General features: G+C 72.9%; 25 protein-coding genes. 18 read left to right on the forward strand and 7 right to left on the reverse strand.

Going from position 1 to position 25,250, the window contains the following annotated elements:
• Positions 1 to 11: 11 nt before the first annotated feature.
• The 4 genes from ABD401_RS10035 to ABD401_RS10050 are packed head-to-tail and all read right to left on the reverse strand — an operon-like array spanning position 12 to position 3,214.
• Positions 12 to 1,196 carry a thiolase C-terminal domain-containing protein gene (locus ABD401_RS10035; protein ID WP_344604202.1) on the reverse strand — a complete coding sequence of 395 codons (1,185 nt, stop codon included), beginning with the start codon at positions 1,194 to 1,196 and terminating at the stop codon, positions 12 to 14.
• Positions 1,189 to 1,608 carry a Zn-ribbon domain-containing OB-fold protein gene (locus tag ABD401_RS10040; RefSeq protein ID WP_344604204.1) on the reverse strand — a complete coding sequence of 140 codons (420 nt, stop codon included), beginning with the start codon at positions 1,606 to 1,608 and terminating at the stop codon, positions 1,189 to 1,191. Before ABD401_RS10040 ends, ABD401_RS10035 begins: the two co-directional genes overlap by 8 nt.
• Complete coding sequence (locus ABD401_RS10045; RefSeq protein WP_344604206.1) at positions 1,605 to 2,459, reverse strand: mycofactocin-coupled SDR family oxidoreductase; 855 nt, start codon at positions 2,457 to 2,459, stop codon at positions 1,605 to 1,607. Before ABD401_RS10045 ends, ABD401_RS10040 begins: the two co-directional genes overlap by 4 nt.
• A complete protein-coding gene (locus tag ABD401_RS10050) occupies positions 2,456 to 3,214 on the reverse strand; it encodes a FadR/GntR family transcriptional regulator (RefSeq protein WP_344604208.1) in 759 nt (252 codons plus the stop codon). Before ABD401_RS10050 ends, ABD401_RS10045 begins: the two co-directional genes overlap by 4 nt.
• A gap of 54 nt (positions 3,215 to 3,268) precedes the next feature.
• Here ABD401_RS10050 and ABD401_RS10055 point away from each other — a divergent pair, with 54 nt between their 5' ends.
• A complete protein-coding gene (locus ABD401_RS10055; protein WP_344604210.1) occupies positions 3,269 to 4,387 on the forward strand; it encodes an acyl-CoA dehydrogenase family protein in 1,119 nt (372 codons plus the stop codon).
• Between the two features lie 113 nt (positions 4,388 to 4,500).
• Here ABD401_RS10055 and ABD401_RS10060 read toward each other — a convergent pair whose 3' ends face one another.
• Positions 4,501 to 4,695 (reverse strand): ferredoxin, encoded by a 195-nt coding sequence (locus ABD401_RS10060; protein WP_019875990.1) that lies wholly within the window; start codon positions 4,693 to 4,695, stop codon positions 4,501 to 4,503.
• Between the two features lie 87 nt (positions 4,696 to 4,782).
• Here ABD401_RS10060 and ABD401_RS10065 point away from each other — a divergent pair, with 87 nt between their 5' ends.
• From ABD401_RS10065 to ABD401_RS10120, 12 genes are all read left to right on the forward strand, one after another.
• Positions 4,783 to 5,931: an amidohydrolase family protein gene (locus ABD401_RS10065; RefSeq protein WP_344604213.1), complete on the forward strand. Its 1,149-nt coding sequence runs from the start codon at positions 4,783 to 4,785 to the stop codon at positions 5,929 to 5,931.
• Positions 5,931 to 7,340 (forward strand): cytochrome P450, encoded by a 1,410-nt coding sequence (locus ABD401_RS10070; protein WP_344604215.1) that lies wholly within the window; start codon positions 5,931 to 5,933, stop codon positions 7,338 to 7,340. Before ABD401_RS10065 ends, ABD401_RS10070 begins: the two co-directional genes overlap by 1 nt.
• Entirely contained in the window at positions 7,337 to 8,527 is a 1,191-nt protein-coding gene (locus ABD401_RS10075) for an acyl-CoA dehydrogenase family protein (protein WP_344604217.1), read from the forward strand. The genes ABD401_RS10070 and ABD401_RS10075 overlap by 4 nt, the downstream gene beginning before the upstream one ends.
• Complete coding sequence (locus tag ABD401_RS10080; protein ID WP_344604219.1) at positions 8,524 to 9,636, forward strand: acyl-CoA dehydrogenase family protein; 1,113 nt, start codon at positions 8,524 to 8,526, stop codon at positions 9,634 to 9,636. The genes ABD401_RS10075 and ABD401_RS10080 overlap by 4 nt, the downstream gene beginning before the upstream one ends.
• Before the next feature lies 1 nt (position 9,637).
• On the forward strand, positions 9,638 to 11,077 hold the full coding sequence (locus ABD401_RS10085; protein ID WP_344604221.1) for an aldehyde dehydrogenase family protein: 1,440 nt from the start codon (positions 9,638 to 9,640) through the stop codon (positions 11,075 to 11,077).
• Entirely contained in the window at positions 11,074 to 12,282 is a 1,209-nt protein-coding gene (locus ABD401_RS10090) for an acyl-CoA dehydrogenase family protein (RefSeq protein WP_344604223.1), read from the forward strand. Before ABD401_RS10085 ends, ABD401_RS10090 begins: the two co-directional genes overlap by 4 nt.
• Positions 12,279 to 13,070: an enoyl-CoA hydratase/isomerase family protein gene (locus ABD401_RS10095; RefSeq protein ID WP_344604225.1), complete on the forward strand. Its 792-nt coding sequence runs from the start codon at positions 12,279 to 12,281 to the stop codon at positions 13,068 to 13,070. The genes ABD401_RS10090 and ABD401_RS10095 overlap by 4 nt, the downstream gene beginning before the upstream one ends.
• Positions 13,067 to 13,903: a mycofactocin-coupled SDR family oxidoreductase gene (locus ABD401_RS10100; protein WP_344604227.1), complete on the forward strand. Its 837-nt coding sequence runs from the start codon at positions 13,067 to 13,069 to the stop codon at positions 13,901 to 13,903. Before ABD401_RS10095 ends, ABD401_RS10100 begins: the two co-directional genes overlap by 4 nt.
• A 117-nt stretch (positions 13,904 to 14,020) precedes the next feature.
• Positions 14,021 to 14,197 (forward strand): DUF5999 family protein, encoded by a 177-nt coding sequence (locus ABD401_RS10105; protein ID WP_344604229.1) that lies wholly within the window; start codon positions 14,021 to 14,023, stop codon positions 14,195 to 14,197.
• Between the two features lie 168 nt (positions 14,198 to 14,365).
• On the forward strand, positions 14,366 to 15,652 hold the full coding sequence (locus ABD401_RS10110) for an FAS1-like dehydratase domain-containing protein (protein ID WP_344604231.1): 1,287 nt from the start codon (positions 14,366 to 14,368) through the stop codon (positions 15,650 to 15,652).
• Positions 15,640 to 17,076, forward strand: coding sequence for an aldehyde dehydrogenase family protein (locus ABD401_RS10115; protein ID WP_344604233.1), 1,437 nt, complete (start codon positions 15,640 to 15,642; stop codon positions 17,074 to 17,076). The genes ABD401_RS10110 and ABD401_RS10115 overlap by 13 nt, the downstream gene beginning before the upstream one ends.
• Positions 17,073 to 18,596 carry a class I adenylate-forming enzyme family protein gene (locus tag ABD401_RS10120; RefSeq protein ID WP_344604234.1) on the forward strand — a complete coding sequence of 508 codons (1,524 nt, stop codon included), beginning with the start codon at positions 17,073 to 17,075 and terminating at the stop codon, positions 18,594 to 18,596. The genes ABD401_RS10115 and ABD401_RS10120 overlap by 4 nt, the downstream gene beginning before the upstream one ends.
• Positions 18,597 to 18,601: 5 nt before the next feature.
• Here ABD401_RS10120 and ABD401_RS10125 read toward each other — a convergent pair whose 3' ends face one another.
• Positions 18,602 to 19,378, reverse strand: a complete 777-nt coding sequence (locus ABD401_RS10125; RefSeq protein ID WP_344604237.1) for a FadR/GntR family transcriptional regulator — start codon at positions 19,376 to 19,378, stop codon at positions 18,602 to 18,604.
• Between the two features lie 118 nt (positions 19,379 to 19,496).
• Here ABD401_RS10125 and ABD401_RS10130 point away from each other — a divergent pair, with 118 nt between their 5' ends.
• From ABD401_RS10130 to ABD401_RS10145, 4 genes are read left to right on the forward strand one after another with little or no spacing between them, the layout of a single operon-like run.
• Positions 19,497 to 20,456: an LLM class flavin-dependent oxidoreductase gene (locus tag ABD401_RS10130; RefSeq protein WP_344604239.1), complete on the forward strand. Its 960-nt coding sequence runs from the start codon at positions 19,497 to 19,499 to the stop codon at positions 20,454 to 20,456.
• Positions 20,456 to 20,839, forward strand: a complete 384-nt coding sequence (locus ABD401_RS10135) for a nuclear transport factor 2 family protein (RefSeq protein ID WP_344604241.1) — start codon at positions 20,456 to 20,458, stop codon at positions 20,837 to 20,839. Before ABD401_RS10130 ends, ABD401_RS10135 begins: the two co-directional genes overlap by 1 nt.
• Complete coding sequence (locus tag ABD401_RS10140; protein WP_344604243.1) at positions 20,836 to 21,705, forward strand: mycofactocin-coupled SDR family oxidoreductase; 870 nt, start codon at positions 20,836 to 20,838, stop codon at positions 21,703 to 21,705. The genes ABD401_RS10135 and ABD401_RS10140 overlap by 4 nt, the downstream gene beginning before the upstream one ends.
• Before the next feature lie 10 nt (positions 21,706 to 21,715).
• The gene (locus tag ABD401_RS10145) at positions 21,716 to 22,546 is read left to right on the forward strand and encodes an enoyl-CoA hydratase-related protein (protein WP_344604245.1); all 831 of its coding nucleotides are present in this window, start codon (positions 21,716 to 21,718) and stop codon (positions 22,544 to 22,546) included.
• 101 nt (positions 22,547 to 22,647) lie between these two features.
• On the opposite strand, the gene ABD401_RS10150 is transcribed toward ABD401_RS10145, so the two are convergent.
• Complete coding sequence (locus ABD401_RS10150) at positions 22,648 to 23,430, reverse strand: SDR family NAD(P)-dependent oxidoreductase (RefSeq protein ID WP_344604247.1); 783 nt, start codon at positions 23,428 to 23,430, stop codon at positions 22,648 to 22,650.
• Between the two features lie 88 nt (positions 23,431 to 23,518).
• Between ABD401_RS10150 and ABD401_RS10155 the strand changes: the two genes are divergently transcribed.
• The gene (locus ABD401_RS10155; protein ID WP_344604249.1) at positions 23,519 to 25,180 is read left to right on the forward strand and encodes a PEP-utilizing enzyme; all 1,662 of its coding nucleotides are present in this window, start codon (positions 23,519 to 23,521) and stop codon (positions 25,178 to 25,180) included.
• Positions 25,181 to 25,250 lie beyond the last annotated feature (70 nt).

Genomic DNA, 25,250 nt, shown 5'->3' on the forward strand with positions numbered 1-25,250 from the left:
GCGACGGGCCGTCAGCCGGTGAGCAGGACGGCCCCGGCCACCGGGCCGCCGCCGTTCGCGACCACCGCGACCTCGGCGCCGGGGACCTGGCGGCCGGCCGCGGCGCCGCGGAGTTGGAGGACAGCCTCCTGCAGAAGCCCGTAGCCGTGCAGGCGCCCGCCGGAGAGCTGGCCGCCGTTGGTGTTCAGCGGCAGTGTCCCGTCGAGGGCGATGTTCGCCCCGCCCTCCAGGAACGCGCCCGCCTCGCCGTGGCCGCAGAAGCCGAGCGCCTCCAGCCACACCAGCGCGAGGATCGAGAACCCGTCGTAGAGCTGGGCGACGTCGACGTCGGACGGCTGGAGGTCGGTGCGGCTCCACAGGTGCCGGGCCGCGCCCTGCGCCGGCATCGAGGCCAAGTCCGCGTACTGGTCCCACGACGGACGGCCGGTCAACGCCGTTCCGACGGCCTCGACGCGCACCGCGCCGTGCGGGGCGTCGGGGGCGTGGGCGGCCGTGGAGACGATCAGCGCGGTCGAGCCGTCGACGGGGACGTCGCAGTCGAGCAGGCACAGCGGCGTGGAGATCATGCGCGCCGCGAGGTAGTCCTCGATGCTCAGGGGAGCGGTGTACACCGCGGCGTCGGGGTCGAGCGCCGCGTGCCGACGGGCCGTCACGGCGATCTGCCCGAGCTGCTCGCGCGTCGTGCCGAACTCGTGCATGTGCCGCATCGCGACCGGGGCGATCCAGTTCGCGGGTGAGATCCCGCCGAACGGCTGGCTCCAGACGCCGTAGCTGCCGGCCTGCTCCAGCCCCGGCAGCACCGAGCCGCGGCCGAGGGCGCCCTGGGCGGAGGACTCGGTGACGGTCCGGTAGACGAGCACGTGCCGCGCCAAACCGGTCGAGACCGCCATCATCGCCGAGACGAGCGCCCCGAGCTGCCCGGGCAGTTCGCCCGATCCCTGAAACCACGTCAGGTTCAGCCGCAGGGCGTCCTGCACCTCCGCGGGCGGGGGACCGCCGTAGCCTCGGGAGGTGTCCGCGTAGCCGCCGGGATAGGTGCAGAGACCGTCGACGTCCTCGGGCCGCAGCCCGGCGTCCGCGATCGCGCCGAGGGCGGCCTCCACCGTCAGGTCGAGCGCCGAGCGACCCAGCCGCCGCCCCACCGCCGACCGCGCGACGCCGCTGATCACGGAGTCGCGCTCGAACCGCTCACCCATCGGCGGGCCGGAAGACGGGGTAGAAGACGTCGTGGCGGTGGACGAACGCCACCTGGACGCGCTGACCGATGCGGACGTCCTCGGCCGCGCAGCCGACGACGTTCGTGCTCAGCCGGAGCCCGGGCTGCTCGTCGAGCTCGACGATCGCGTAGACGTACGGCTCCTGATCGGGCACCCACTGCTGGACGTTGACGGTGAACGTCGCGACGGTGCCGCGGCCGGACAGCGCCTGCGGTGCGACGGACGCCGAGGAGCACTGCGGGCACCGCGGCGAGGGCGGGTGCAGCCAGTACCCGCAGTCGTCGCACCGCAGCATGCGCAGCACGCCGTCGCCCCCGGCCGCCCAGAAGAACCGGTGCAGCGGGTCGTCGGCGGGTCGGGCGCGGACGAGGAGGGGGTCGTCGACGATCACGGGTGGAACGCCGCCGTCTTCAGGTAACCGCCTGCGTCGATGCGCAGCTGAAGCCCTGTCACGTACCGGGACTCGTCGGAGGCGAGGTAGACCACCGCCGAGCTGACGTCCTCGACCTCGACGAACGGCACCGGCATCGCCTGCATCGCGGGGAACGCGCGCTCGGCGTCCTCCCGGGTCGGGTCGGCCAGGTCCGGCCGGAACAGCCGGTACATCCCGGAGTTCTGCAGCATCGGGGTGTCGACGTTGGTCGGGTGGATGCAGTTGACGCGGATCTGCTGCGGCGCCAGCACGGTCGCGAGTTCGTGGACGTACTGCGCCAGCGCGACCTTGGCGTACTTGTAGCCCACCGCGCCGGGGCCGCCGTTGCCGCCGCCGCGCGGGCGCAGCGCGGTCAGGGAGCCGGTGGCGATCACCGAGGCGCCGGGCCCGAGGTGGGGGACCGCCGCGTTGATCGTCGCGATCGCGCCGAGCAGGTCGACGTCGACGGCGTCGAGCAGGGCCTGGATCCCGCGGTCCTCCCCGAGCGGTGCGATCCCGGCCTGGGCGACGACGACGTCGAGACGGCCGAACTCCGCGAGCGTGCGCGCGACGGCGGCCCGGACCGCCGCGGGGTCCCGGACGTCGGCGGTGATCGCGAGCGTCCGCCGGTCGTGCTGCTCGACCAGCGCGACGGTCTCGGCGAGATCGGCCGGGGTGGCGAGCGGGTACGGGGCGGAGTCGATGTCGGCGCAGATGTCGAGGGCGACGACGTCCGCACCCTCCGCGGCGAGGGCGACCGCGTGCGCCCGTCCCTGCCCCCGGGCCGCGCCGGTGATCAGCGCGACCTTGCCGGTGACGCGTCCGCTCATTCCATCAGGTCCAGGACGGACTTCGCTCCCGGCGCGGAGAGCAGGTGGGCGTCCCCGGCCTGGAGGTGACGCCGCCACAGATCCTCGGCGCCGGCGACGTCGCGGGCCGCGATCAGGTCGATCAGCTTGCGGTGCGCGCGGTGCGCGAGCTCCAGCCCCTCGCGGGTGCTGATCTCGGACCCGTGCGCGGCGAGGAAGCGGTCGGACTGGACCTGGATGATCCGGTTGGTCACCGACGTCAGCACGTCGTAGGTCAGACACCCCGTCAGTTGTACGACCAGGTGGTGGAAACGCCCGTGCGCGCGGCTGGCCTGGGCCGGGTCGCCCATCACGGCGGCCTCCTCGGCCAGCGCCCCGCGGAGCACGGCGACGATCTCCGGCGTCCCGCGCTCGGCGAGCAGGCCGGCGGCCGGGGCCTCGAGCATCACGCGCGCGCGGTGGACGTCGGCGAGCGTCGCGCCCTCGTACTGCAGCAGCAGGCCGATGTAGCGGGAGACCATCGGGACGGCGGGCGTCCGGATGCGGGCGCCACCCCCGGCACCGCGGCGGACCACGAGCAGGCCCTCGGACTCCAGGATGCGCAGCGCCTCCCGGACGGTGGTCCGCGCGACGCCCATCTCGGCCATCAACTGGTCCTCGGGCGGCAGCGGATCGTCGGCCTCGAGCTCGCCGGTGACGATCTTGCGGCGCAGAGTGCGAGCCACGATCTCGGCGGCCTTCGGCAGCCGGATCGTCTCCAGCTTCGTGGTCGCCACGGGCGCGCTCCTCTCGTTTGCCGAAAAAATCGTATCAGGAATAAGCTATTTCTCATGACGCCGGCTGACGAGCTTCGCGCCGTACTCGCCTCGATGCCCGACGACTTGCGCCGTGGCCCCGCCGCCGACTTCGACGAGATGCTCGCCGCCCAGCGGTGGCTGGCCTCGGTCGGGTGGGTCGCGCCCGGCTGGCCCGTCGAGCACGGCGGTCGCGGTCTCGGCGTTGCCGACCGCATCGCCTGCGACGCCGAGTACGCCGCGGCGGACGTCCCGCTGCCCGCGGGCATCCTCGGGCTCGCCAACGTCGGCCCCGCGCTGATGGAGTTCGGCACCCCCGAGCAGCAGGCGCACCTGCCGCGGATCCTCGACGGCTCCGAGATCTGGTGCCAGGGCTTCAGCGAGCCGGGCGCGGGCAGTGACCTCGCCGGTCTGCGCACCCGCGCGCGCCCAGCGGGGGAGAGCTTCGACGACGGATTCGTGATTGACGGTCAGAAAGTCTGGACCTCGCACGGCATGCACGCGACGCACTGCATGCTGCTCGTCCGCACGGACCCGGACGCCCCGAAGCACAAGGGCATCTCGGTGCTGCTCGTCCCGATGGACGCGCCGGGCGTCGAGCGGCGTCCGATCCGCATGATCTCCGGTGACTCCGAGTTCGCCGAGGTGTTCCTCACCGGCGTCCGCGTCCCCGCGTCGGCGCTGCTCGGCCCGCTGCACGGGGGCTGGGGGGTCACGGTCCGGACGCTGGTGCACGAGCGGACCGGCGTCCTCTCCCGCGCCGCGGAGCTGGAGAACCGCGCCCGCCAGGTCGCGCTGGCGACGGCCGACCTCGACCCGCTCGACCGCGACGAGGTCGTGCGCCGCTACGTCGAGGCGCGCGTCCTCGGCCAGCTCGGGCAGGCGACTCTCGCTCGGGGCGAGGCCGGCCACGACACCGCCGGCCTGCAGGCGCTGATCAAGCTGTCGTGGGGGCTGACCGACCGCGCCCTCGCCGAGACCGCCCTCGACGTCGTCGGGCTCCCCGCCACCGTCGGGTCGGCCGGCCCCGGCGCCGCCCCCAGCGACCTCGCCTGGCGCTGGCTGAACACCCGGGCCTCGACGATCGCCGCCGGGACCACCGAGGTGCTCAAGGACCTCGTCGCCGAGCGCGTCCTCGGCCTCCCGCGCTCCTGACGCCCTCCCGACCCGCCCTGACCTGCCGCGATGTCAAGAAAGGGTGACACCCCTTACTGCGCAGTAAGGGGTGTCACCCTTTCTTGACAGCGGCCGGGGACCGCGGCGGCGCGCTACTCGAAGAAGACCTTGATCGCGCGCTCGGGGCACTCGGCGGCGCCGCGGAAGGCAGCCTCACCGTGCTCGTCGTCGATCTCGAACTCGCCGCCGACGTTGTAGCCCTCGTCGTCGAGGACGTAGACCTCGGGGGCGAGCGCGAAACAGCGGGCGTTGCCCTGGCAGACCTCGCGGTCGACCTTGACTCTCATGCGTCCTCCCGGTTGCCGGGCGAATAATTCGGTATAAGATAAAGCGACCCAGCGCCAGGGACAACCGAGACCGCCGAGGTGACCGCGATGCCGCTCCGGGACGACATGCACCTGATCTCGGTGGACGACCACCTCGTCGAGCCGCCGCACCTGTGGCAGGACCGTCTCCCCGCCGCCTACCGCGACGCCGGTCCCCGCATCATCCAGGTCGAGGACGATCGGGGCCAGATCTCCGACGTGTGGCTCTACGAGGGCCGCAAGTACCCGCAGATCGGCCTCAACGCCGTCGCCGGCAAGCCGCCGGAGCAGTTCGGCACCGAGCCGATGCGTTACACCGACATGATCCCGGGCTGCTACGAGCCCGAGGCGCGCGTCATCGACATGGACCTCGACGGAGTCCAGGCCGCGATCTGCTTCCCGAGCTTCCCGCGGTTCGCCGGCACGGTCTTCCTGCAGGGCGAGGACAAGGCGCTCGCGCTGCTGTGCGTCCAGGCCTGGAACGACTTCATGCTCGACGAGTGGTGCGCCGCCGCGCCGGAGCGGTTCATCCCGATCGCGATCCTCCCGCTCTGGGACGTCGACGCCGCGGTGAAGGAGATCCACCGCGTTGCTGCGCGCGGGGCGAAGGCGATCTCGTTCACCGAGAACCCCGTCCCGCTCGGGCTGCCGAGCTTCCACACCGATCACTGGGACCCGGTCTTCGCCGCTGCGGAGGAGACGGGCCTGCCGCTGTGCCTGCACTTCGGGACGTCGGGCCAGGCGCCGACGACCGCGCCGGACGCGCCGTTCGCCGTCACCATCACGCTGTTCGGCTGCAACTCGATGTTCGCCGCGGCCGACCTCATCTTCTCCCCGGTGTTCCACAAGCACCCGAACCTCAAGGTCGCGCTCGCCGAGGGCGGCATCGGCTGGGTGCCGTACCTGCTCGAGCGGGCCGACTACGTCTGGGACCGGCACCGCTGGTACCAGAACGTCAACCAGGCGGTCCCGCCGTCGGAGCTCTTCCGCAAGCACATCTGGGGCTGTTTCATCGACGACGTGCACGGCCTGAAGAACCGCCACGAGATCGGCATCGACCGGATCACCTGGGAGTGCGACTACCCGCACTCGGACTCGAACTGGCCGAACAGCCGCAAGCGCGCGATCGAGGTCTTCGCCGACATCCCCGACGAGGAGGTCGCGCGCATGGTCGAGTGGAACAGCCGCGAGCTCTTCAACTTCCCGCGGGCGAGCTGATGGGCAAGCCCGACCCGAACGCCTCCGACTGGTCGGACCTCGACCTGCTGACCGTCGACGAGGCGACCGAACGGCTCGACGCCGAGATCGCCGCGCTCACCGGCGAACTCGACGCGCTGGCCGGCCCCGAGCGGGACGCCGCGAACCGACGTCTCGACCTCCTCGTCACCGCGCGGGACCGGGCGGCGGCCGGGCCGAGGCGTCCGCTCTACGACGCGACGCCGGAGCGCCCCGCCCACGTCCCGGCCGAGCTCGTCCGCGACGTCGACCACGTCTTCGGGCCGGACTTCCTCGTCGACCCCTTCGCGGCGTACCGCGAGCTGCGCGACCGCCGGGTCTGGTGGAGTCCGCGCCACGGCGGCTACTGGATCCTGACGCGGGCGGAGGACATCCGCGGCGCCTACCAGCAGCCGGACCTGTTCTCCTCGGCCTCGACCGGCATCCCGGCGCACGTGCAGCGCAAGGAGAAGCTCTACCCGCTCGAGCTCGACCCGCCGGCGCACACCGCGTACCGCCGCGTCATCGCGCCGCTGTTCGCACCGAAGGCGGTCACCGCGCGGACCGCGGCCATCGACGCGACCTGTGCCGCGCTCGTCGACGAGATCGCCCCCCGCGGTCGCGCGGAGTTCCTTGCCGACTTCGCCGAGCCGTTCCCGACGCGGATCTTCACGAACATCCTCGGCCTGCCGGTCGACGAGGCGCCGAAGTTCGTGGCCTGGAACAACAAGCTGCTGCACTCCCAGGACCAGCCCGAACGCCGTCGCGAGGCCGGCATCGAGATCAACGGCTACCTCCGCGAGCTGATCGAGGCTCGCCGCGCCGAGCCGCGGGACGACGTCGTGTCCGCGCTGCTCGCGTCCGAGGTCGACGGCCGGCCGATCGAGAACGACGAGATCCAGAACCTCTGCTTCCTGCTCTTCATCGCCGGCCTCGACACCGTCACCGCGGCGCTGTCGTGGTCGTTCCGTTTCCTCGCCCTGCACCCGGAGCACCGGCGTCAGATCGTCGACGACCCGGCGCTGATCCCGAGTGCCGTCGAGGAACTGCTGCGCGTGCACTCGTTCGTGAACCCGGCGCGGACGGTCACTCGCGACGCCGAGTTCGCCGGTGTCCAGCTGCGCGAGGGCGACCGCGTCCTGCTCGCGACCGCCCTCGTCGCGCAAGACCCGGACGAGTTCGCCGACGAGGCGACCGTCCGCTTCGACCGCGACGCCAACCGGCACCTCGCCTTCGGTGCCGGGCCCCACCGCTGCGCGGGTTCGCACCTCGCCCGCGACGAGCTCGCCACCGCGCTGACGCTCTGGCACCGGCAGATCCCGGACTACGAGATCGCCGCGGGCGAGACCGTCACCATGCACGCCGGCGGGGTCTTCGGCCTCGACCGCCTGCCCCTGGTCTGGTCCGCGTGACGGACCGTTCAGGCCTGACGGAGGCCGAGCTCGCGGCCGAGCTGCGAGCCTTTCTGGCCGAGCATCACCCCGGCCGGGCGCCGAAGGACCCGGGGGAGCGGCTCGCGTTCCTGCAGGCCTGGCAGGCGACGCTGTTCGACCACGGCTGGGCCGGCCCCGGGTGGCCGCCGCGGTGGGGCGGGATGGGGCTGCCCCTGCCGCTGCAGGCGGTCTACCACCGTGAGATGGCCGCCGGTCGGGCACCGGTGCCGCCGAACAACATCGGCGGGATCGTGGGCCCGACGATCCTCACCTGCGGCACGGACGAGCAGCGCGCGCGCTGGATCCCGCCGCTGCTGCGGGCCGACGAGCTGTGGTGCCAGGGCTTCTCCGAGCCCGACGCCGGATCCGACCTCACCTCGCTGCGCACCCGCGCGGTCCGGGACGGTGACGTCTACCGCGTCACCGGTCGCAAGGTCTGGATCTCCGGGGCCGTGCACGCCGACTGGATGCTGTGCCTGACCCGCACGGGCAGTCAGGAGTCCGGCGCCGCGGGCATCACCTGCCTCGCCCTCGACATGCACGCGCCCGGCGTCCGCGCGTCCCGGCTGCGCGACATGACCGGCGGCGCGCACTTCGCCGAGGTCGAGTTCGACGACGTCGAGGTCCCGGTGAGCCACCGCATCGGGGCGGAGAACGAGGGCTGGGCCGCCGCGCGCGCGACGATGGGCCACGAGCGTTCGACGTCACTGGCCGCGTCGGGCATGCGCTACCAGCGCGTGACGCGGGACCTGCTCGACCTCGCCCGCCGGCGCGGCCAGGCCGACGACCCGCACGTGCGTGACCGCCTGGCCCAGGCGGTGACCGGGGCGCGGCTGCTCGAGTGGAGCGGGCAGCGGGTCCTCGCCCGCGTCCTGGAGGGCGGGGAGCCGGGACCGCTCGCGTCGGTGATCCGGCTGCAGCACGGTGTCTTCGAACAGCAGTTGCACACCCTCGCTGTCGACCTCCTCGGCCCGTACGCCCAGCTCGACGCCGCCGACCCGGCGCTCGCGTCGGGCGAGCGGCACGACGGGAACTGGCTACGCGGCTTCCTGCGCACCCGCGCGAGCACCATCGGGGCGGGGACGTCCGAGATTCAACGCACGACGATCGCTGACAAGGTCCTGGGGCTCCCCCCGGAGGCCGGCAACTCAAGGAGCACCCGATGACCGGGACGTTCGCGTTCACCGCCGAGCACGAGGCCCTGCGGAACACGGTGCGGCGGTTCCTCACCGAACGGTCGCCGGAGACCGAGGTCCGCCGTCTGATGGAGACCGCCGACGGGTACGACCCGACGGTCTGGTCGCTGATGGCCAATCAGATCGGGCTGCAGGGGCTGGCGCTGCCGGAGAAGTACGGCGGCTCCGGCGCCGGGTTCGTCGACCTGCAGATCGTGCTGGAGGAGATGGGCCGCGCCCTTCTGTGCGCGCCGTTCCTCTCGTCGGTCGTCCTCGCCGCCAACGCGCTGCTCACCTCCGGTGACGAGGCCGCCTGCGCCGAGTACCTCCCCGGGATCGCCGAGGGGACGACGATCGCCACGCTCGCGGTCACCGAGGCGAGCGGCAGCTGGCGCGCGGACGACGTCACCGTCACGGCCGACGCGCAGTACCGCCTCACCGGCGAGAAGCTCTTCGTCCTCGACGGCCACGTCGCCGACCTGCTGCTCGTCGTTGCTCGCACCGCGGCCGGCCCGACGCTGTTCGCGGTCGACGCCGGCGCGGAGGGCGTCGCCCGCGAGCCCCTGGGCACTCTCGACGCGACCCGGAAGCAGGCGCGCCTGGTCCTCGACCAGACCCCGGCCCGTCTGATCGGCGAGGACGGCGGCGCGGCGGGACCCCTGGAGCGGACCCTCGACCTCGCGGCTGCGGCCCTCGCGGCCGAGCAGGCCGGCGGCGCCCGCCGGACGCTGGAGATGGCGGTCGAGTACGCGAAGGTGCGTGAGCAGTTCGGCCGGCCGATCGGTTCGTTCCAGGCGATCAAGCACAAGTGCGCGGACATGCTGCTGGAGGTCGAGTCCTCCACCTCGGCCGCGTACGCCGTCGGGTGGGCGGTCGACGCCGGCAGCGTCGAGGTCCCGGTGCTCGCCCCGCTGGCGAAGGCGTACTGCTCGGAGGCCTACACCCACTGCGCGGCGGAGAACATCCAGATCCACGGCGGGATCGGCTTCACCTGGGAGCACCCCGCACACCTGTACTTCAAGCGCGCGAAGAGCACTGAGATCCTGTTCGGCAACCCGCGCCAGCACCGTGCACTGCTCGCCGACCGCCTGGGGATCTGACGTGCCGACAGAACCGATGACGGCGGACGCCGCCCGCGCCCTCCTGCCCGCCGGGACGTGCTTCCTCGGCGGCAGCGTCACCGAGGGCACGGGGAAGGTGCGGTCGTACGTCCACCCCGGCGACGGGAGCGCGCTCGGGGAGTTCCGGCTCGCGGGCGCGGACCAGGTCGAACCCGCCGTCGCGGCGGGGCGCAAGGTGCAGCCCTCCTGGGCGAAGAACCCGGCCTGGCGGCGGGACGCCCTGTTCGCCGCCGCTGCCGCGATCCGCGCCGACGCGGACGCCCTCGCCGCGGTCGTCACTCTCGAGATGGGGATGCCGATCCGGGCCGCGAAGGCCGGCGTCCTGCAGGCCGCGGAGTGGTTCGCGTACTACGCGGGCTGGGCGGACAAGGTCGGCGGCACGGTCGCGCCGGTCGCGCCCGGCGACGTCCTCGACTACACGAGCGCCGTCCCGCACGGTGTGGTGGGCGCGATCATCCCGTGGAACGGCCCGGTGATGGCGGCGGCGCTCAAGCTCGCGCCGGCGCTGGCGGCCGGCAACGCGGTGGTGCTCAAGCCGTCCGACCTCGCGCCGTTCTCGTGCGTCCGGCTCGCGGACACCCTCGGCCTGCCCGAGGGCCTGGTCTCGGTCCTCGGCGGCGCCGGTGACGTCGGGTCGGCGCTGGTCGAGCAGGTCGACATGGTCAGCTTCACCGGCGGCGAGACCGCCGGCCGCGCGGTGGGCACGGCGGCCGCGGCGCGGTTCGTCCCCTGCGTCCTCGAGCTCGGCGGCAAGTCCGCGTCGCTCGTGTTCGACGACGCCGACCCGGTGCGGGTCGGGAAGCTCGCGGCGCTCCTCGGCGCGGTGCAGAACAGCGGCCAGGGGTGCTTCCTCCCGACGCGGCTGCTGGTGCAGCGCGGCATCGCCGACGCCGTCCTCGAGGCCGCGACGGCGCAGCTGGCGAAGGTCCGCCTCGGGAACCCGTTCGAGCCGACGAACTCGATGGGTCCGGTCGTCGACGTCGCGGCGGCCGACCGCATTCTCGGGGTGATCGAGGGCGCCTCGGCCCGGCTCGTCGCCGGCGGCGGACGGGGCCCCGGCCCCGCCTACGTCGAGCCGACGTTGTTCGCGGACGTCGACCCGGCCAGCCGTCTGGCGCAGGAGGAGGTCTTCGGCCCGGTGCTCGCCGTGACGACCTTCGACACCGAGGACGAGGCCGTCGAGCTCGCGAACGGCACCCGCTACGGGCTCGCCGGGTACGTCTGGACGAACGACCTCGCCCGCGCGCATCGCGTCGCCGACCGCCTCGAGGCCGGGTACGTGTGTGTGAACAGCCTCGCCGGGCTGCCGCCGTCCGCGCCGTTCGGTGGGTGGAAGGCCAGTGGCCGGGGCACCGAGGGCGGCCGCGAGGGGATGCGCGAGTTCCTCCGCACCAAGAACGTCCACGTGGGGCTGACGTGACGCTGGATCAGTTCGAGGCACGGGCTCGGGAGTTCCTGGAGTCCCGGTGCAGCCGTCGCGGCCCCGTCGCGACCGAGTGGGGTTCGGGTGAGGAGCGGCTCGCGCTCTTCCACGAGACCACGGACGAGCAGGAGCGGGCCGAGGCCGAGGCCGCCCTGGCCTGGCAGCGCGAACGCTGGGCGGCCGGCTTCGGCTGGATCACCGGCCCCGTCGAGCACGGCGGCGCCGGACTGAGTGCCGAGCACGACCGGCGCTACCGCGAGATCGAGGCCGAGTTCGACGTCCCCGACATGGCGCCGCTGCGGATCGGCCTCGGCACCGTCAGCCACGCGCTGCTCGCCGCCGGGACCCCGGAGCAGATTGCGACCCACGCCGTCCCGCTCCACCGCGGCGAGGCCGTCGCCTGCCAGCTGTTCTCCGAGCCGGAGGCGGGGTCGGACCTCGCCGGCGTCCGCACCCGCGGTGTCCGCGACGGCGACACCTGGCGCGTCGACGGCCAGAAGGTCTGGACGTCGAACGCGACCTTCGCCGACATCGGGCTCGCGCTGATCCGGACCGATCCGGACGCCCCGAAGCACCGCGGCCTGTCGATGTTCCTCGTGCCGATGAACACCCCCGGCATCGAGGTCCGCCCGCTGCGGCAGATGACCGGCGGCGCGAGCTTCTGCGAGGTGTTCCTCTCCGACGTCCGGCTCGACGACGCCCTGCGCCTCGGTGAGCCGGGGTCCGGCTGGAAGGTCGCGACGTCCGCGCTCGCGGGGGAGCGGCGCGCGGTCGGCGACCGGTCCCACGAGATGAACGCCCGCGCGATGGCGCTGCTGGCGACGTTGGCGCAGCGCACCGGTCGCGCGGACGACCCCGCGGTCCGCGACGCCTGGGTGTCGCTGCACTCCCGGCTGCAGATCGCGCGGTTCCAGCAGCAGCGGATGCAGGCCACCGACGAGCGGACGCTCACCGGCGCCGAGCGCGCCATCGACAAGGTCCTGCTCGCGGCGAACTACAAGCTCATCGGCGACCTCGCCGCGGAACTGCTCGGTCCCGCCTTCGTCGCCGACACCGGCGAGTGGGGCACGTTCAACTGGAACCGCTGGCTGATGGGCAGCATGGGCTACCGCATCGCCGGCGGGACCGAGGAGATCCTCAAGACGATGCTGGCCGAGCGCGTGCTCGGGTTGCCGCGCGAACCGCAGGAGATGAAGCGTTGAGTACTTCGGCCCCGAGCTACGAGACCGTCCGGTTCGACCTCGCCGACGGTGTCGCGACCGTGACGCTGAACCGGCCGGAGGTCCTCAACGCCTTCGACCAGCGGATGCTCGACGAGTTCGCCGACGTGTGGAAGCGCTGCCGTCTCGACGACGACGTCCGCGTCGTCGTGCTCCGGGCGGCGGGGGAGCGCGCGTTCTCCACCGGCGTCGACCGCAAGGCCGGCCGGGACCGCCACCCGAACCCGTGGAGCGCCGACGACCCCGGGTTCTTCCTCGGCGCGAAGCAGAACCGCGTGTGGAAGCCGCTGATCGCCGCGGTGCACGGGATGTGCGCGGGCGGGGCGTTCTACTGGATCAACGAGGCCGACGTCGTCATCTGCTCCGAGGACGCGACGTTCTTCGACCCGCACACCACCTACGGCATGCTCTCTGCGCTCGAGCCCGCGGGCCTGGCCCGGCGCATCCCGCTCGGGGAGGCGATGCGCATCGCGCTGTTCGGCCTCGACGAGCGGATGGGTGCGCAACGCGCGTACTCGATCGGTCTGGTGTCCGAGGTCGTGCCGGGTGGGCAGGCCGAGCTGTGGGAGCGGGCGCACGTGCTCGCGCTGCGGCTGGCCGAGAAACCGCCGCTCGCGATCCAGGGGACGGTGAAGGCGGTGTGGGACTCGCTGTCGATGTCGCCGCACGCCGCGCGCGAGGTCCCGCTGGTCTACCCGCAGCTCGCGAACCCGATGTCCCAGACCGAGTTCTCCTCCGGGGGCGCGCGTCCGAAACCGGAGATCCGATGAGCGGGCGGCTGGCCGGTAAGGTCGCGTTCATCACCGGTGCGGCGCGGGGGCAGGGTCGGTCCCACGCGGTGAAGCTCGCGCAGGAGGGCGCGGACATCATCGCCCTCGACCTCTGCGAGGACATCGACGTCGCGCCCTACCCGCTCGCGACGCCGGACGACCTGGCCGAGACGGTGCGCCTGGTCGAGGCCGCCGACCGGCGGATCGTCGCGGCGCAGGCCGACGTCCGGGACCTGGACGCCCTGACCGCGGCCGTCGACGCCGGGGTGGCCGAACTCGGCCGTCTCGACATCGTCCTCGGCAACGCGGGCATCGCACAGTACGCCCCGATGACCGAGCTGACGGCCCATCAGTGGTCGACGATGATCGACGTCAACCTCACCGGTGTCTTCCACACGGTCAAGGCTTCGCTGCCGCACCTGCTGGCCCACGGCGAGGGCGGGTCGATCGTCCTCACCAGCTCGGCGGCCGGCCTGCGCGGCATCGAGAACTGCGCGCACTACTGCGCCGCCAAGCACGGCCTGGTCGGGATGATGAAGGGCCTCGCGCTCGAGCTCGGCCGGCACCGGATCCGCGTCAACACCGTCCACCCGACGACGGTGAACACGGACATGGTCCAGAACCCCGCGACCTACGACCTGTTCCTCCCGGGCAAGGAGAACCCGACGCAGGAACAGTTCGCCCGCATCGCCCAGCACCTCAACGTCCTGCCCGAGCCCTGGGCCGAGCCCGCGGACGTCAGCGCCGCGATCGCGTTCCTGTGCTCCGACGAGGCCCGCCTGGTCACCGGCGTCTCCTTCCCCGTCGACGCGGGGATGGCCGTCCGCTGGTGAGCCGCTGAGTAGTCCTCCCGGAAGGGGAGTAGTCCGCTACTCCTGCGCTCGGCTCGTCCCGGTCGTCTCATGGGAGGGCGAGCAACGGCGCGAGCGAGTGAGGACGCGGTGAGAACGATGACGGCGATCGACGAGCGACTGACGGCCCCGGTGTCGGTCCGGCACCCGGAGCAGGGCTGGAACCTGCTGGTCAACGGGGTGGTCCTCTTCGACGACGGGGGCGCACTCCTCCCCACCGGCGAGGCCCTCGCCCCGCCCGTCCCGGTCCTGGTCCCCGCCGCCCGCGCCGCCTGAGCGCCGCCACCGTCATAAAAGGGTGACACCCCTTACTTCGTAGTAACAAGAAAGGGTGACACCCCTTGTTGCGCAGTAAGGGGTGTCACCCTTTCTTCACGCCGGCGGCCGCTTGGCTAAATCGGTTATATATGCAACGATTTAGCTCGAGCGAGCGTAGGAGCGTGGATGACGACCAGTGTCGAGCGCGAGGCGGCGGCCGAGCAGGCTGAGCCGGAGGGCGTGACGTTCGGGCGGCTGAACGACGCGGGCATCGAGAAGTTCCGGGAGAAGATCGGCCTGGACTGGCCCTACAGCCGGTGGACGACCTGGAACGAGGAGGCGACCCGGGACGGGATCCGCCACTACGCGCACGGGTTCGGCGACGACAACCCGCTCTGGACCGAGCCCGACTACGCGGCCGCGAGCCGCTGGGGCGGCATCATCGCCCCGCCCGGGTTCCTCGAGGGCGCCGGGCTGACCCCGGAGATCCCGCGGAACCCGGAGGACAAGGGCCGGGGCAAGGGAGCGCTCGCCGGGGTCCACATGTTCTGGGCCGGCGACCACATCCGCTTCTTCCGCCCGGTGCGCGAGGGCGACCGGATCTGGGTCCGCCGCTTCTACGTCGGGATCGAGCCGAAGGAGTCGCGCTTCGGTGGCCGCTCCGCTCTCTCCGTCCGCCGTCGCGTGTACTGGAACGACGCCGGAGAGCTGATCGCGATCTGGGACGCGGACTTCGTCCACACCGAGCGCGACACCGCCGCGAAGCGCAACCGCACCAAGGAGGCGCCGCCGCCCCAGCACGTCTACACCGACGAGGAGATCGCCGACGTCGACGCGCACTACGCGGCCGAGACGATCCGGGGCGGGGAAACCCGCTACGTCGAGGACGTGACGGTCGGTCAGGAGCTAGAGACCCGGTACCGCGGGCCCATGGTGATCGGCGACATCATCGCCTGGCTCCAGGGCAACGGCCGGCACGAGATCTACCCGTACCGGCTCAACCACAAGAACCGGCAGCGGATGGGCGGCTTCTACTCCCGCAACGCGGACGGGGCCTGGGACTCGGCGATGCGCGTCCACTGGGACGACGAGTACGCCCGTTCTGTCGGTGCGCGCCGCGCCTACGACTACGGCATGCTCCGCAACGCCTGGATGACCCAGCTCGTCACCGACTGGATGGGTGACGACGCGATCCTCGTCGCCTGCGACGACAAGATCACCGGCTTCAACACCCTCGGCGACCTCACCAAGTTGACGGGGTCGGTCGTCGAGATCGACACGACCGGCGAGTGGCCCGAGGTGCTCTGCCGCGTCGAGTGCCACAACCAGTTCGGCGACCGGACCTCCTACGGGACGTTCCGCGTCCGGCTCCCCTCGCGGGAGCGCGGCCTGCCCGAGTTCCCCGAGCCCCCGGCCGACCACGGCCTGCTGCCCGGGATGCCGACGCCGGTGTCCGGCCCGTGGGCGCGGTGAGTGTCGAGCAGATCCTCGACCCCGCGACGGGTGAGGTCCTCGGGACCGTCCCGAACGCCGGTCCGGCCGAGGTCGAGAAGGCACTGAGCGCGGCCCGCGCCGCCGCCGACGGGGCGTGGGGTCGCGAGACCCCGCAGGGTCGCAGCGCGCTGCTGCACCGCCTGCTCGCCGAGCTTGCGGCCAAGCCCGACCACCTGCTCGACGTCGTGGTGTCCGAGACCGGGTGCCCGGTCTCCCTCGCGCGCACGCAGCAGGTGGCGCTGCCGTTGCAGCACCTGGAGTACTGGGCCGACCTCGCCGCCCGGCCGGCACTGGACCCGCGCCCGCCGGTGACGACGAGGCGCCCCGACGGCTCCGGTGTCGTCGGCAACTGGGTCGTCCGACGCGCGCCGTACGGCGTCGTCGCCGCGATCACGCCGTACAACTTCCCGTTCCTGGAGAACGTGATGAAGCTCGGCCCGGCGCTCGCGGCCGGGAACGCCGTCGTCCTCAAGCCGTCGCCGTGGACGCCGTACTCGGCGCTCGCGATCGCCGAGGCGGCCCAGCGCGCCGACCTCCCCCCGGGGGTCCTCACCGTGCTGACCGGCGGCGCCGACGTCGGGGTCGCGGTCACCACCGACCCCCGGGTCGACCTGATCTCGTTCACCGGCTCCGACGCCGTGGGCGCGCAGATCCTCGCGGCCGCCGCGCCGCGGCTGACCAAGGTCGTGCTCGAACTCGGCGGCAAGTCCGCCCTCATTGTCCGCGCCGACGCCGACCTCGATCTCGCGGTCCGCGTCGGCGCCGCCAGCGTCACCACCCACGCCGGCCAGGGCTGTGCGCTGACGACCCGTCATCTCGTTCACACCGACGTCCGGGCCGCCTACCTCGAGCGCCTCGCGGCCGTGCTCGACCGTGCCGTCGTGGGCGACCCGCGCGACGAGTCCACGACGGTCGGTCCGCTGATCCGGACCGGTGCCCGCGACCGCGTCGAGTCCTTCGTCGCCGGGGCGCTGGAACGCGGCGCCACCGTCGTCTCCGGCGCCGCGCGCGTGACCGGCCTCCCGGCGCGCCTCTCCGGCGGTGCCTACTACCGGCCCACCGTGCTGGCGGACGTCGAGAACTCGTGGCCCGTCGCGCAGGAGGAGATCTTCGGCCCGGTCGCCGTCGTGATCGACGTGCGCGACGACGACGAGGCCGTGGCGGTGGCGAACGACTCGCCGTACGGGCTCGCGGGGCACGTCGTCTCCCGCGACACCGCCGCGGCGATGGATCTCGCGACGCGGCTGCGCACCGGCAGCGTCGACCTCAACGGCGGCCCGGGCTGGACCAACCCGGGCGTCCCGTTCGGCGGCTGGAAGCGCTCGGGTCTCGGCCGTGAGAACGGCCCCGAGGGCCTCGACGAGTACACGCTTTTCCAGACGATCAAGTACGCGGCCCGATGAGCACGCGCAACGCCGGCGGATCGCTGGCCCGACTGTTGGCCTGGCGCCGGGACGAAGCCCCGGACGCCGGATTCGTCCTCGTCGAGGACGACGGCCCCTGGACGTACCGGCAGCTCGCGGCGGGCGCTGCGCGCGTCGCGGCCGGTCTGGACGCGGTTCGTCCCGGCGACCGGGTCGTTCTCCGGATCGGCAACGACGAGCGGTTCCTGGCGGCGGCGTCGGCGATCTGGTCCCGCGAGGCCGCGGTCGTTCCCATGCACCCGGCCGCCCCGCCGGAGGAGGTCGCGCGGGTCGTGGCGACCCTCGGCGTCACGGCCGTCGTGCTCGACCCCGACGACCCCGCAGGCGGGCAGCTCGAGGTGCCCGTCGTCCCGTTCGCCCGGATCCCGCGCACCGACCCGGGCGCCGAGGCCGCGGAGTACACCGCGCCGACGCGCGACGTCGGCGCCGAACCCGCCTTGGTCCTGCTCACCTCGGGCACGACCGGTGCGCCCAAGGGCGTCGTACTGACCCACGACAACGCGTGGTCCAACGTACGCGCGACGGTCTCGGCCTTCCGTTCCGACACCTCGCTGAGTCCGCTCGCCGACGAGAGCAAGCCGCCGAACCTGATCGCGAACCCGCTCTCGCACACCGCGGGCGTCGTGCGGCTGATCTTCGCGCTCTACGTCGGACGCCGCATCGCGCTGCTGCGCAAGTTCGACGGCCGCGCGGCCAAGCGCCTCATCGACGCCCACGGCATCGACAATCTGACGCTCAATCCGACGATGCTCCGCCTGCTGCTCGACGCCCTCGAACCGGGGGAGGACCTCGGCCGGGTGAAGTACGTCGGCTCGGGCACGGCCCCGTTGCCTCCGCCGCTGCGCGAGGAGTTCGAGGCGCGCTTCGGCGTCCCGGTCCTGCAGGCGTACGGGCAGACCGAGGCCTTCGGCGGTATCGCGGTCGAGAGCGCGAAGGACGTCCTCGCCGGGCGGCGTCGCCCCGGCTCGGTCGGGCGGCCGCTGCCGGGCGTCGAGGTCCGGATCGTCCGCGCCGACGGCACCGAGGCAGGTCCGGGGGAGCAGGGCGAGATCCGGGCGCGCTCGCGCTCGACGACGTCCGGGTACCTCGGCGCCGAACCCGGCGCGAGCCCGCTCGACGACGACGGCTGGCTGCGCACCGGCGACCTCGGCCACCTCGACGACGACGGCTACCTGTACATCACGGGCCGGCTCAAGAACACGATCATCTGCGGCGGCTTCAACGTCATCCCGGAGGAGGTCGAGGCCGCGCTGGCGGAGGACCCGCGGGTGCGCGAGGCCTCGGTCGTCGGGCTGCCGGACGACAAGCTCGGTGAGATCCCCGTCGCGGTCGTCGAGACCACGGCGACGGCGGAGGAGGTGCTCGCCGCCGTCGCGCCCCGCCTCGCGCCGTACAAGCGGCCGCGGCACGTGCTCGTCGTCCCGGCGCTGCCCAAGGTCGCCAACGGCAAGGTCGACCGCCCGGCGGTCCGGGCGCTGGCGGAGAAGGCCGCGCGGTGAGCGGCTCAGATCTCCAGGTCGAGCACGCTCGCAGTGTCGACGGTCTGCGCGAGCCGGCGGTGGATGAACTCCAGGTGGTCGCGCCAGACCTTCGCGGCGTCGGCGAACTTCCCGGCCTCGATCAGGTCGACGACCTGCTCGTGCACGTCGATGCCCTCCTGCGACCGCGAGGGCTCGCGGCTGCGCAGCCGCTGGTTCTCGAACCGCGCGGTGTGCGCGTCGATCAGTTGCTGCACGAGTTCCTGAAACAGCGTCAGGGGCGGATTGTTCGCAAGCGCGACCAGCTCGGTGTGGAACCGGCCGCCGACCGCGCACAGCGTCGCGAAGTCGGTCTCGTCGCGGGTGGCGGCGACCAGCTCGCGGAGCTTGGCGATCTGGTCCTGGCTCGGCGGGTTGCTCGCGAGGTCGGCGATCGCCGCCGGTTCGAGCAGCAGGCGCGCGGTGTGGACGTCGTCCAGCGACGTCGAGTGGAACATCAGCACGTTGCCGAGGTAGCGCCCCGCGACCTGCGGCGAGGGCCGGTTGACGCGTGTCCCGCCCCGGCGCCCGCGCTGGACCGTGACGAGCAGCTCGGTCTCCAGGATCCGCAGCGCCTGACGCAGCGTCGGACGCGAGACGCCGAGCTCGGCGGTCATCTCGGCCTCGGGCGGGAGCATCTCGCCCTCCGCCCGCTCGCCGGCGACGATCTGGCGCCGCAGCTCCGCCGCGACCACCTCGGCCGCCTTGCCGCGTCCTTTGGCGGCCGGCTCCGCCGGGTCGACCGGGGCCGCGGGTTCGGACATCGCGGCGGCTCCTTCCGGCCGATCGGTGGAGATGACATCTCCACCCGGGGTGTAAGCGGTCATTTTACTGCCGATTTCCCCCGTTCCGGCGTCGGCCGCTCCGGGAGGCGGTGAGTTCGTGCGCCTCTCGGTCCGCGTCCGCTACTCCGGGACCGCCGCGCTGGAGCCGCTGCTGCTCGCCGCGGAGGAGTACGGCTACGACGGCTTCTGGGTCAGCGAGCCCTGGGGAGTGGACGCCTCCGCACTGCTCGGCTGGTGCGCGGCCCGGACGCGGCGGATCGCGCTCGGGACGCACGTCGCGTCCGTGTACGCCCGCACCCCGGCGGCGACGGCGGCGATGGCCGCCACGCTCCAGGACGTCTCCGGCGGGCGGTTCCGCCTCGGGCTCGGGACCTCCGGTCCGCACGTGGTCGAGGGCTGGCACGGGGTGCCGTTCGAACGCCCGCTGGCCCGGATCCGCGAGACCGTCGCCGCCGTCCGGACCGTGGTCGCGGGGGAGCCCGTCTCCCACCGTGACCGGCGGCCGCTGCGCACCGCCCTGCCGGGCGACGTGCCGCCCGTGCCGGTCTACGTCGGCGCGCTCGGCCCGCGCAACCAGGAACTGACCGCCGACGTCGCCGACGGGTGGACGCCGACGCCGTTCACCCCGGACGAGCCGGCGTTCGCGCTCCCTTTGACGAAGCGGCTCGCGGGGAACGACCGGGCCGTCGCGGTCGCGCCCACCGTCCCGGCCGCCGTCGGTGACGCCGAGGCGGTGCGGGCCCTGGAACGCGGCTGGTCCGCGCTGTACCTGCGGGGGATGGGTGACTTCTACGCCGCGGCCGCGGAGACCATGGGCTTCGGCGCGATGGTCGCGGCGCTCCGCGCGGCGCCGGACCGGGCGGCGGCGAAGGCGGCCGTGACCGACGACTACGTCGACGCGATCGGGCTCTTCGGCCCGCCGGAGCGGATCCGCGAGCGGGCCACCCGCTACGTTGCCGCCGGCGTCGACGAACTCGTCGTCGAACTGCGCAAGCCCCACCTCGACGACCAACTCAACGACCTGCGGGTCCTGGTCGAGACGCTGAAAGGACTGTGATGGACAAGCTGGAGATCCACGAGCTCGCGGCGCGTTACGCCGACCTCTGCGACCGGGCGGACTGGGACGCCGTCGTCGACCTGTACACCGCGGACGGGGTGTTCGACGCGCAGGACGTCTACGGCCGCGTCGCGACCGGGCACGACGACCTGCTCGACTTCTACAAGTCGTTCCCCACCGCGATCGCGCACCACCCGACGAGCCTGTACTCCACGATCGACGGCGACCGCGCCACCGCGCGGATGAAGATGCTCGTCTTCTTCGGCTCCGGCGGGTTCTCGGTCAACTACGACTGGGAGCTGCGGGGCGTCGACGGCGAGTGGAGGATCGCGCGGCAGTCCATCGCGGTGCAGGGCAAGCTGCCGGCCGCGAAGTCGGCATGACCTCTCCCGGCGGCGGTCGCGTCGCCGGCAAGGTTGTCCTGATCACCGGGGCCGCCCGGGGTCAGGGGCGGCACCAGGCGATCGCCCTGGCCGAGCAGGGCGCGGACATTCTCGCCCTCGACCTGTGTGCGGACATCGACTCGGTGCCGTACCCGCTCGCGACGCCGGACGAGCTCGACGAGACCGCGAAGCTCGTCGCCGCCACCGGACGGCGCGTGGTGGCGCTGCGGGTGGACGTCCGGGAGCGGGCGGAGCTCCGCCGCGCGGTCGCCGACGGCGTGGCCGAACTCGGGCGCCTCGACGTCGTCGTCGCCCAGGCCGGGATCACCGCGCTCGGCGCCGAGCTCCCGCGCACCGCGTGGGCCGACACGGTCGACGTGAACCTGGTCGGGGTCGTGAACACCGTCCACGCGGCGCTGCCGCACCTCGGCGCCGGCGCGTCGGTGATCGCGACCGGGTCGCTGGTCGCGTTGCGTCCCCGGCGGGCCTACGACGAGGCTGGGCCGGGATCGGCGGGGTACAAGTACGCGAAGCTCGCGCTGGCGCACTACATCCACGAGCTCGCGACGGTCCTCGCGCCGGAGCGCATCCGCGTCAACGCCGTCCACCCGACGAACGTCGACACCCCGATGCTGCAGAACGATTCGATCTACCGGCAGTTCCGCCGCGACCTCGAGCACCCGACCCGTGAGGACGCCGAGGGTGTGTTCGGGGTGATCCACCCGATGCCGACCCCGTTCGTGGACGCTGCGGACATCACCCACGCGGTGCTGTACCTCGCCTCCGACGAGTCCCGTTACGTGACCGGGATGCAGTTGCGCGTCGACGCAGGTGGTTATCTGACGGTCAATGAGTTCCGGCCCTGAGGAGCACGTCATGGAACCCGGCGACTTCGCCGAACTGGACTACGCCGTCGCCGACGGCGTCGCGACCGTCACGCTGAACCGCCCGGAGCGACGCAACGCGTGGTCCGGGCGGATGGCGGTGGAGTACCGCTGGGCGCTGCACCACGCCGACACCGACCCAGCCGTCCGCGTCGTCGTCCTCACCGGCGCGGGCGGCGACTTCTGCGCCGGCGCCCACTCCGAGTCGCTGAACAAGATCTCCGACGGCGGGGGCTCGTACCAGCCGGAGAAGCTCCCGCTGCCCCCGTACCCCGAGGGTGCGCCCGACGGCATGCGACGCAATCACGTCGTGCCGCTGCTGATCTCGACGCCGGTGATCGCCGCGATCCGCGGCGCCTGCGCGGGCGCGGGGTTCGTCCTCGCGACCTACGCCGACTTCCGCTTCGCCGCCGCCGACGCCCGGATCACGACCTCGTTCGCCCGCCTCGGCCTCCCGGCGGAGTACGGCATCAATTGGTTGTTGCCCCGTCAGATCGGTGTCACCAACGCGGCGATCCTGCTGTACACGGCGGCGATCTGCGACGGCGAGCGGGCCCGCGACCTCGGTTGGGTCCAGTCCGTCCACGCCGCCGACGACGTGCTCCCCGCCGCGCTGGAGTTCGCGACCTCCCTCGCCCGCCACAGCTCGGGGGAGTCGCTGCGGATGATGAAGCGTCAGCTCATGGTCGACGCCTGGGGCCCCCTCGACGAGGCCTACACCCGCTCGGTGCAGGACATGAACGCCGCCCTGAAGCACCCGGACATCCGCGTCGGCCTGCGTGCCCTGAAGGAGAAGCGCCTCCCCGACTTCCTCGCCGAATGACTCGTCGACGGCAGCCTGTGGAAAAGAAAGGGTGACACCCCTTACTGCGCAGTAAGGGGTGTCACCCTTTTTTGACAGCGGCGGGTGGTGGAGCGGCGCGGTCAGGTGCGGAGGCCGAGGAACGCGAGGTCGTTCAGGGTCGAGGGGAGGTTCCGGATCGTCACGACCGGGCTGAGGCGGCGGGGGATGGTGACGTACCGGGCGTCGCGCTCGACGGCGTCGGTGAGCTGGCGCGCGACCTCGGGCGGGGTGAGGACCGGCAGCAGACGGGCGAGCCGCTTCGAGACCGCGGCGATCTTGGGCGACTGGCGGGCCTGCTCCATCATGTGCGTCCCGGCGACCTCGCCGAGGGTGGCGAGGGTGGCGGTCAGCGGCGTGCCCTTGAGGTCGCGCTGGAGCACCGCCGTGTACTGGTGCAGGGCGGCCTTACTCGCGCCGTAGACGGACAACTCCGGGACCGCGCTCACCGCGGCGAGCGTGGAGACGTTGACGAGGTGGCCGCGCCGGCGGGCAAGCATCCCGGGCAGCGCCTGGCGGCACAGCTCCATCGGGGCGGTCGCGTTGACGTCCATCAGCAGGCGGGTCTCGGCGGCGGACATGGAGTCCGCGGTGGCGACCGCGGCCAGCGCCGCGTTGTTCACCAGCACGTCCACGGGGCCGAGCGCGGCCTCCGCCTCGGACAGCACGGTCGCGAGCCGCTCCGGGTCCGCGAGGTCCGCCACCAGCGGGGTCGCGCCGTACTCGGCCGCCACGGCAGCGAGGCGTTCCTTGTCCCGGCCCAGGACGGTGACCCGGGCTCCGCGCGCGACGAACTCCCGCGCGATCTCGATCCCGATCCCGTGGGACCCCCCGGTGACGAGGGCGTGCGTGCCGGCCAGCTTCATACGCGTCTCCCGAGTCGAGCGGACACCTTGTGACCGCGTCACTTAACGCTATATTAGCTACCGATTTATTCGAGGGCGAGGGGTGGACATGGGCGACGCCCTGGAGCGGTACCTGGATCAGCACCGGACGGAGCTCGACACCGAGCTCTGCACGTGGCCGGCGGAGCCCGGCCTGTTCACCCGGGCGAACGCCAACGACCAGTGGCCGCGTCCCATCACGCCGCTGACGCAGGACCTGATCGGCCTGCCGATGGAGCGCGGGATCGGCGTCGCGTTCTCCCAGGTGCTCGGCGTCGCGCCCGACCACGGCCCCTGGACGTGGAACGCCGTCTTCTACGGCTGGTACACCTTCGCCGTCGAGCCGGCGGCCGCGATGGCCGACAACCTCCCGGGCTGGTCGCGCGCCGGCGTCTACGGCGACTACTTCGGCGTCGCCGAGGATCCGGACGCCCCGCCGGCCGCCGCCACCGGCGGTGCGAGCCCGCTGGCGCTGGCGAAGATCGGCGTCAACTTCTCCAAGGCCCTGCGCAGCTACCCGAAGCACTCGGCCCGCGACCGCGTCGCGGCCCACGCCCGGCTGCGCGTCGACCTGGACCGGGACTGGTCCGCCGTCTCCGACGCCGAGCTCCTCGGCCGGCTGCGCGCGCACACCGACGAGGCGACGCGGGCCCGCGTCCCGCACGTCCTCGCCAGCGTCATCTCCGCGCCGATCTTCAAGAAGGCGAACGAGATGGCCGCGAGCTTCGCGGGGGAGGAGGCGACGGGGCTGCTGACCGCGGCGGTCACCGGCCTCGGCGGAATCCACATGCAGGAGGCGACCGCCGCGCTCGGCGACGTCGCGCGCGGGACGCTGACGCGTGAGGAGTTCCTCGACCAGTTCGGCTTCCGCGGCTTCAACGAGTTCGAGCTCTCCGCGAAGCCCTGGCGTGACGACCCGGAGACGCTGGACAAGCTCATCGCCCGTTCCGCCCCGCGGACGGAGCACTCCACCGCGGTCCGCGACGAGGCCCGGGCCAAGCTCCAGGCCGCGGCCGGGCGGCGCTGGGTGGTCTTCCGCCGCCTGCTCGCGATGGCCGAGACCCACATGCGCTGGCGCGAGAACGGCAAGGTCCCGCTCGCGATGCAGACGCACTCGATCCGGCTCGTCGTCCGCGAGGTCGCGCGGCGCCTGGTCGAGCGCGGCCGGCTGACCACGCCCGATGACGTCCACCACCTCCGCCTGGCCGAACTCCTCGACGAGCTCGAGGGCCGCCCCGTCGCCGACCTGGCCGACCGGATCGCCCGTCGCCGCCGGACCCACGAGCTCGCGCAGGACCTGCCGCTGCCGGAGATGATCGACGCCCGCCCCGGCGCGCTGTCGGTCATCACCCCCGAGCGCTGGCGCGGGCTCGGGGTCCTGCCCCCGGTCGAGAACGCCGCCGGCCGCGACCGGCTCGTCGGCGCGCCGGGCAGCCCGGGCCGCCACACCGGCCGGGCCCGCATCGTGCGCGACCCGTCCGCCGTCGACCTCGACGAGGGTGACGTGATCGTCGCCGCCGGCACCGACTCCGCCTGGACGGCGCTGTTCTTCCAGGCGTCCGCGGTCGTCGTCGACGTCGGCGGCCCGATGTCGCACTCCGCGATCGCGGCGCGCGAGATCGGGATCCCGTGCGTGGTGAACGTCAAGGACGGCACCACCGGGATCCGGGAGGGTCAGTCGATCACCGTCGACGGCGACACCGGCGAGGTCCTGCTGCTGGAAACCGTGTAGGCGACCCGCCTAGGACTCTCCTGAACAAAGCCGTTCTCGCGGTCTATTCGGAGCGCGGGCGACGCGCCGG

Origin of the sequence: Sporichthya brevicatena, from assembly GCF_039525035.1 — a bacterium.
GTDB lineage: Bacteria > Actinomycetota > Actinomycetes > Sporichthyales > Sporichthyaceae > Sporichthya > Sporichthya brevicatena.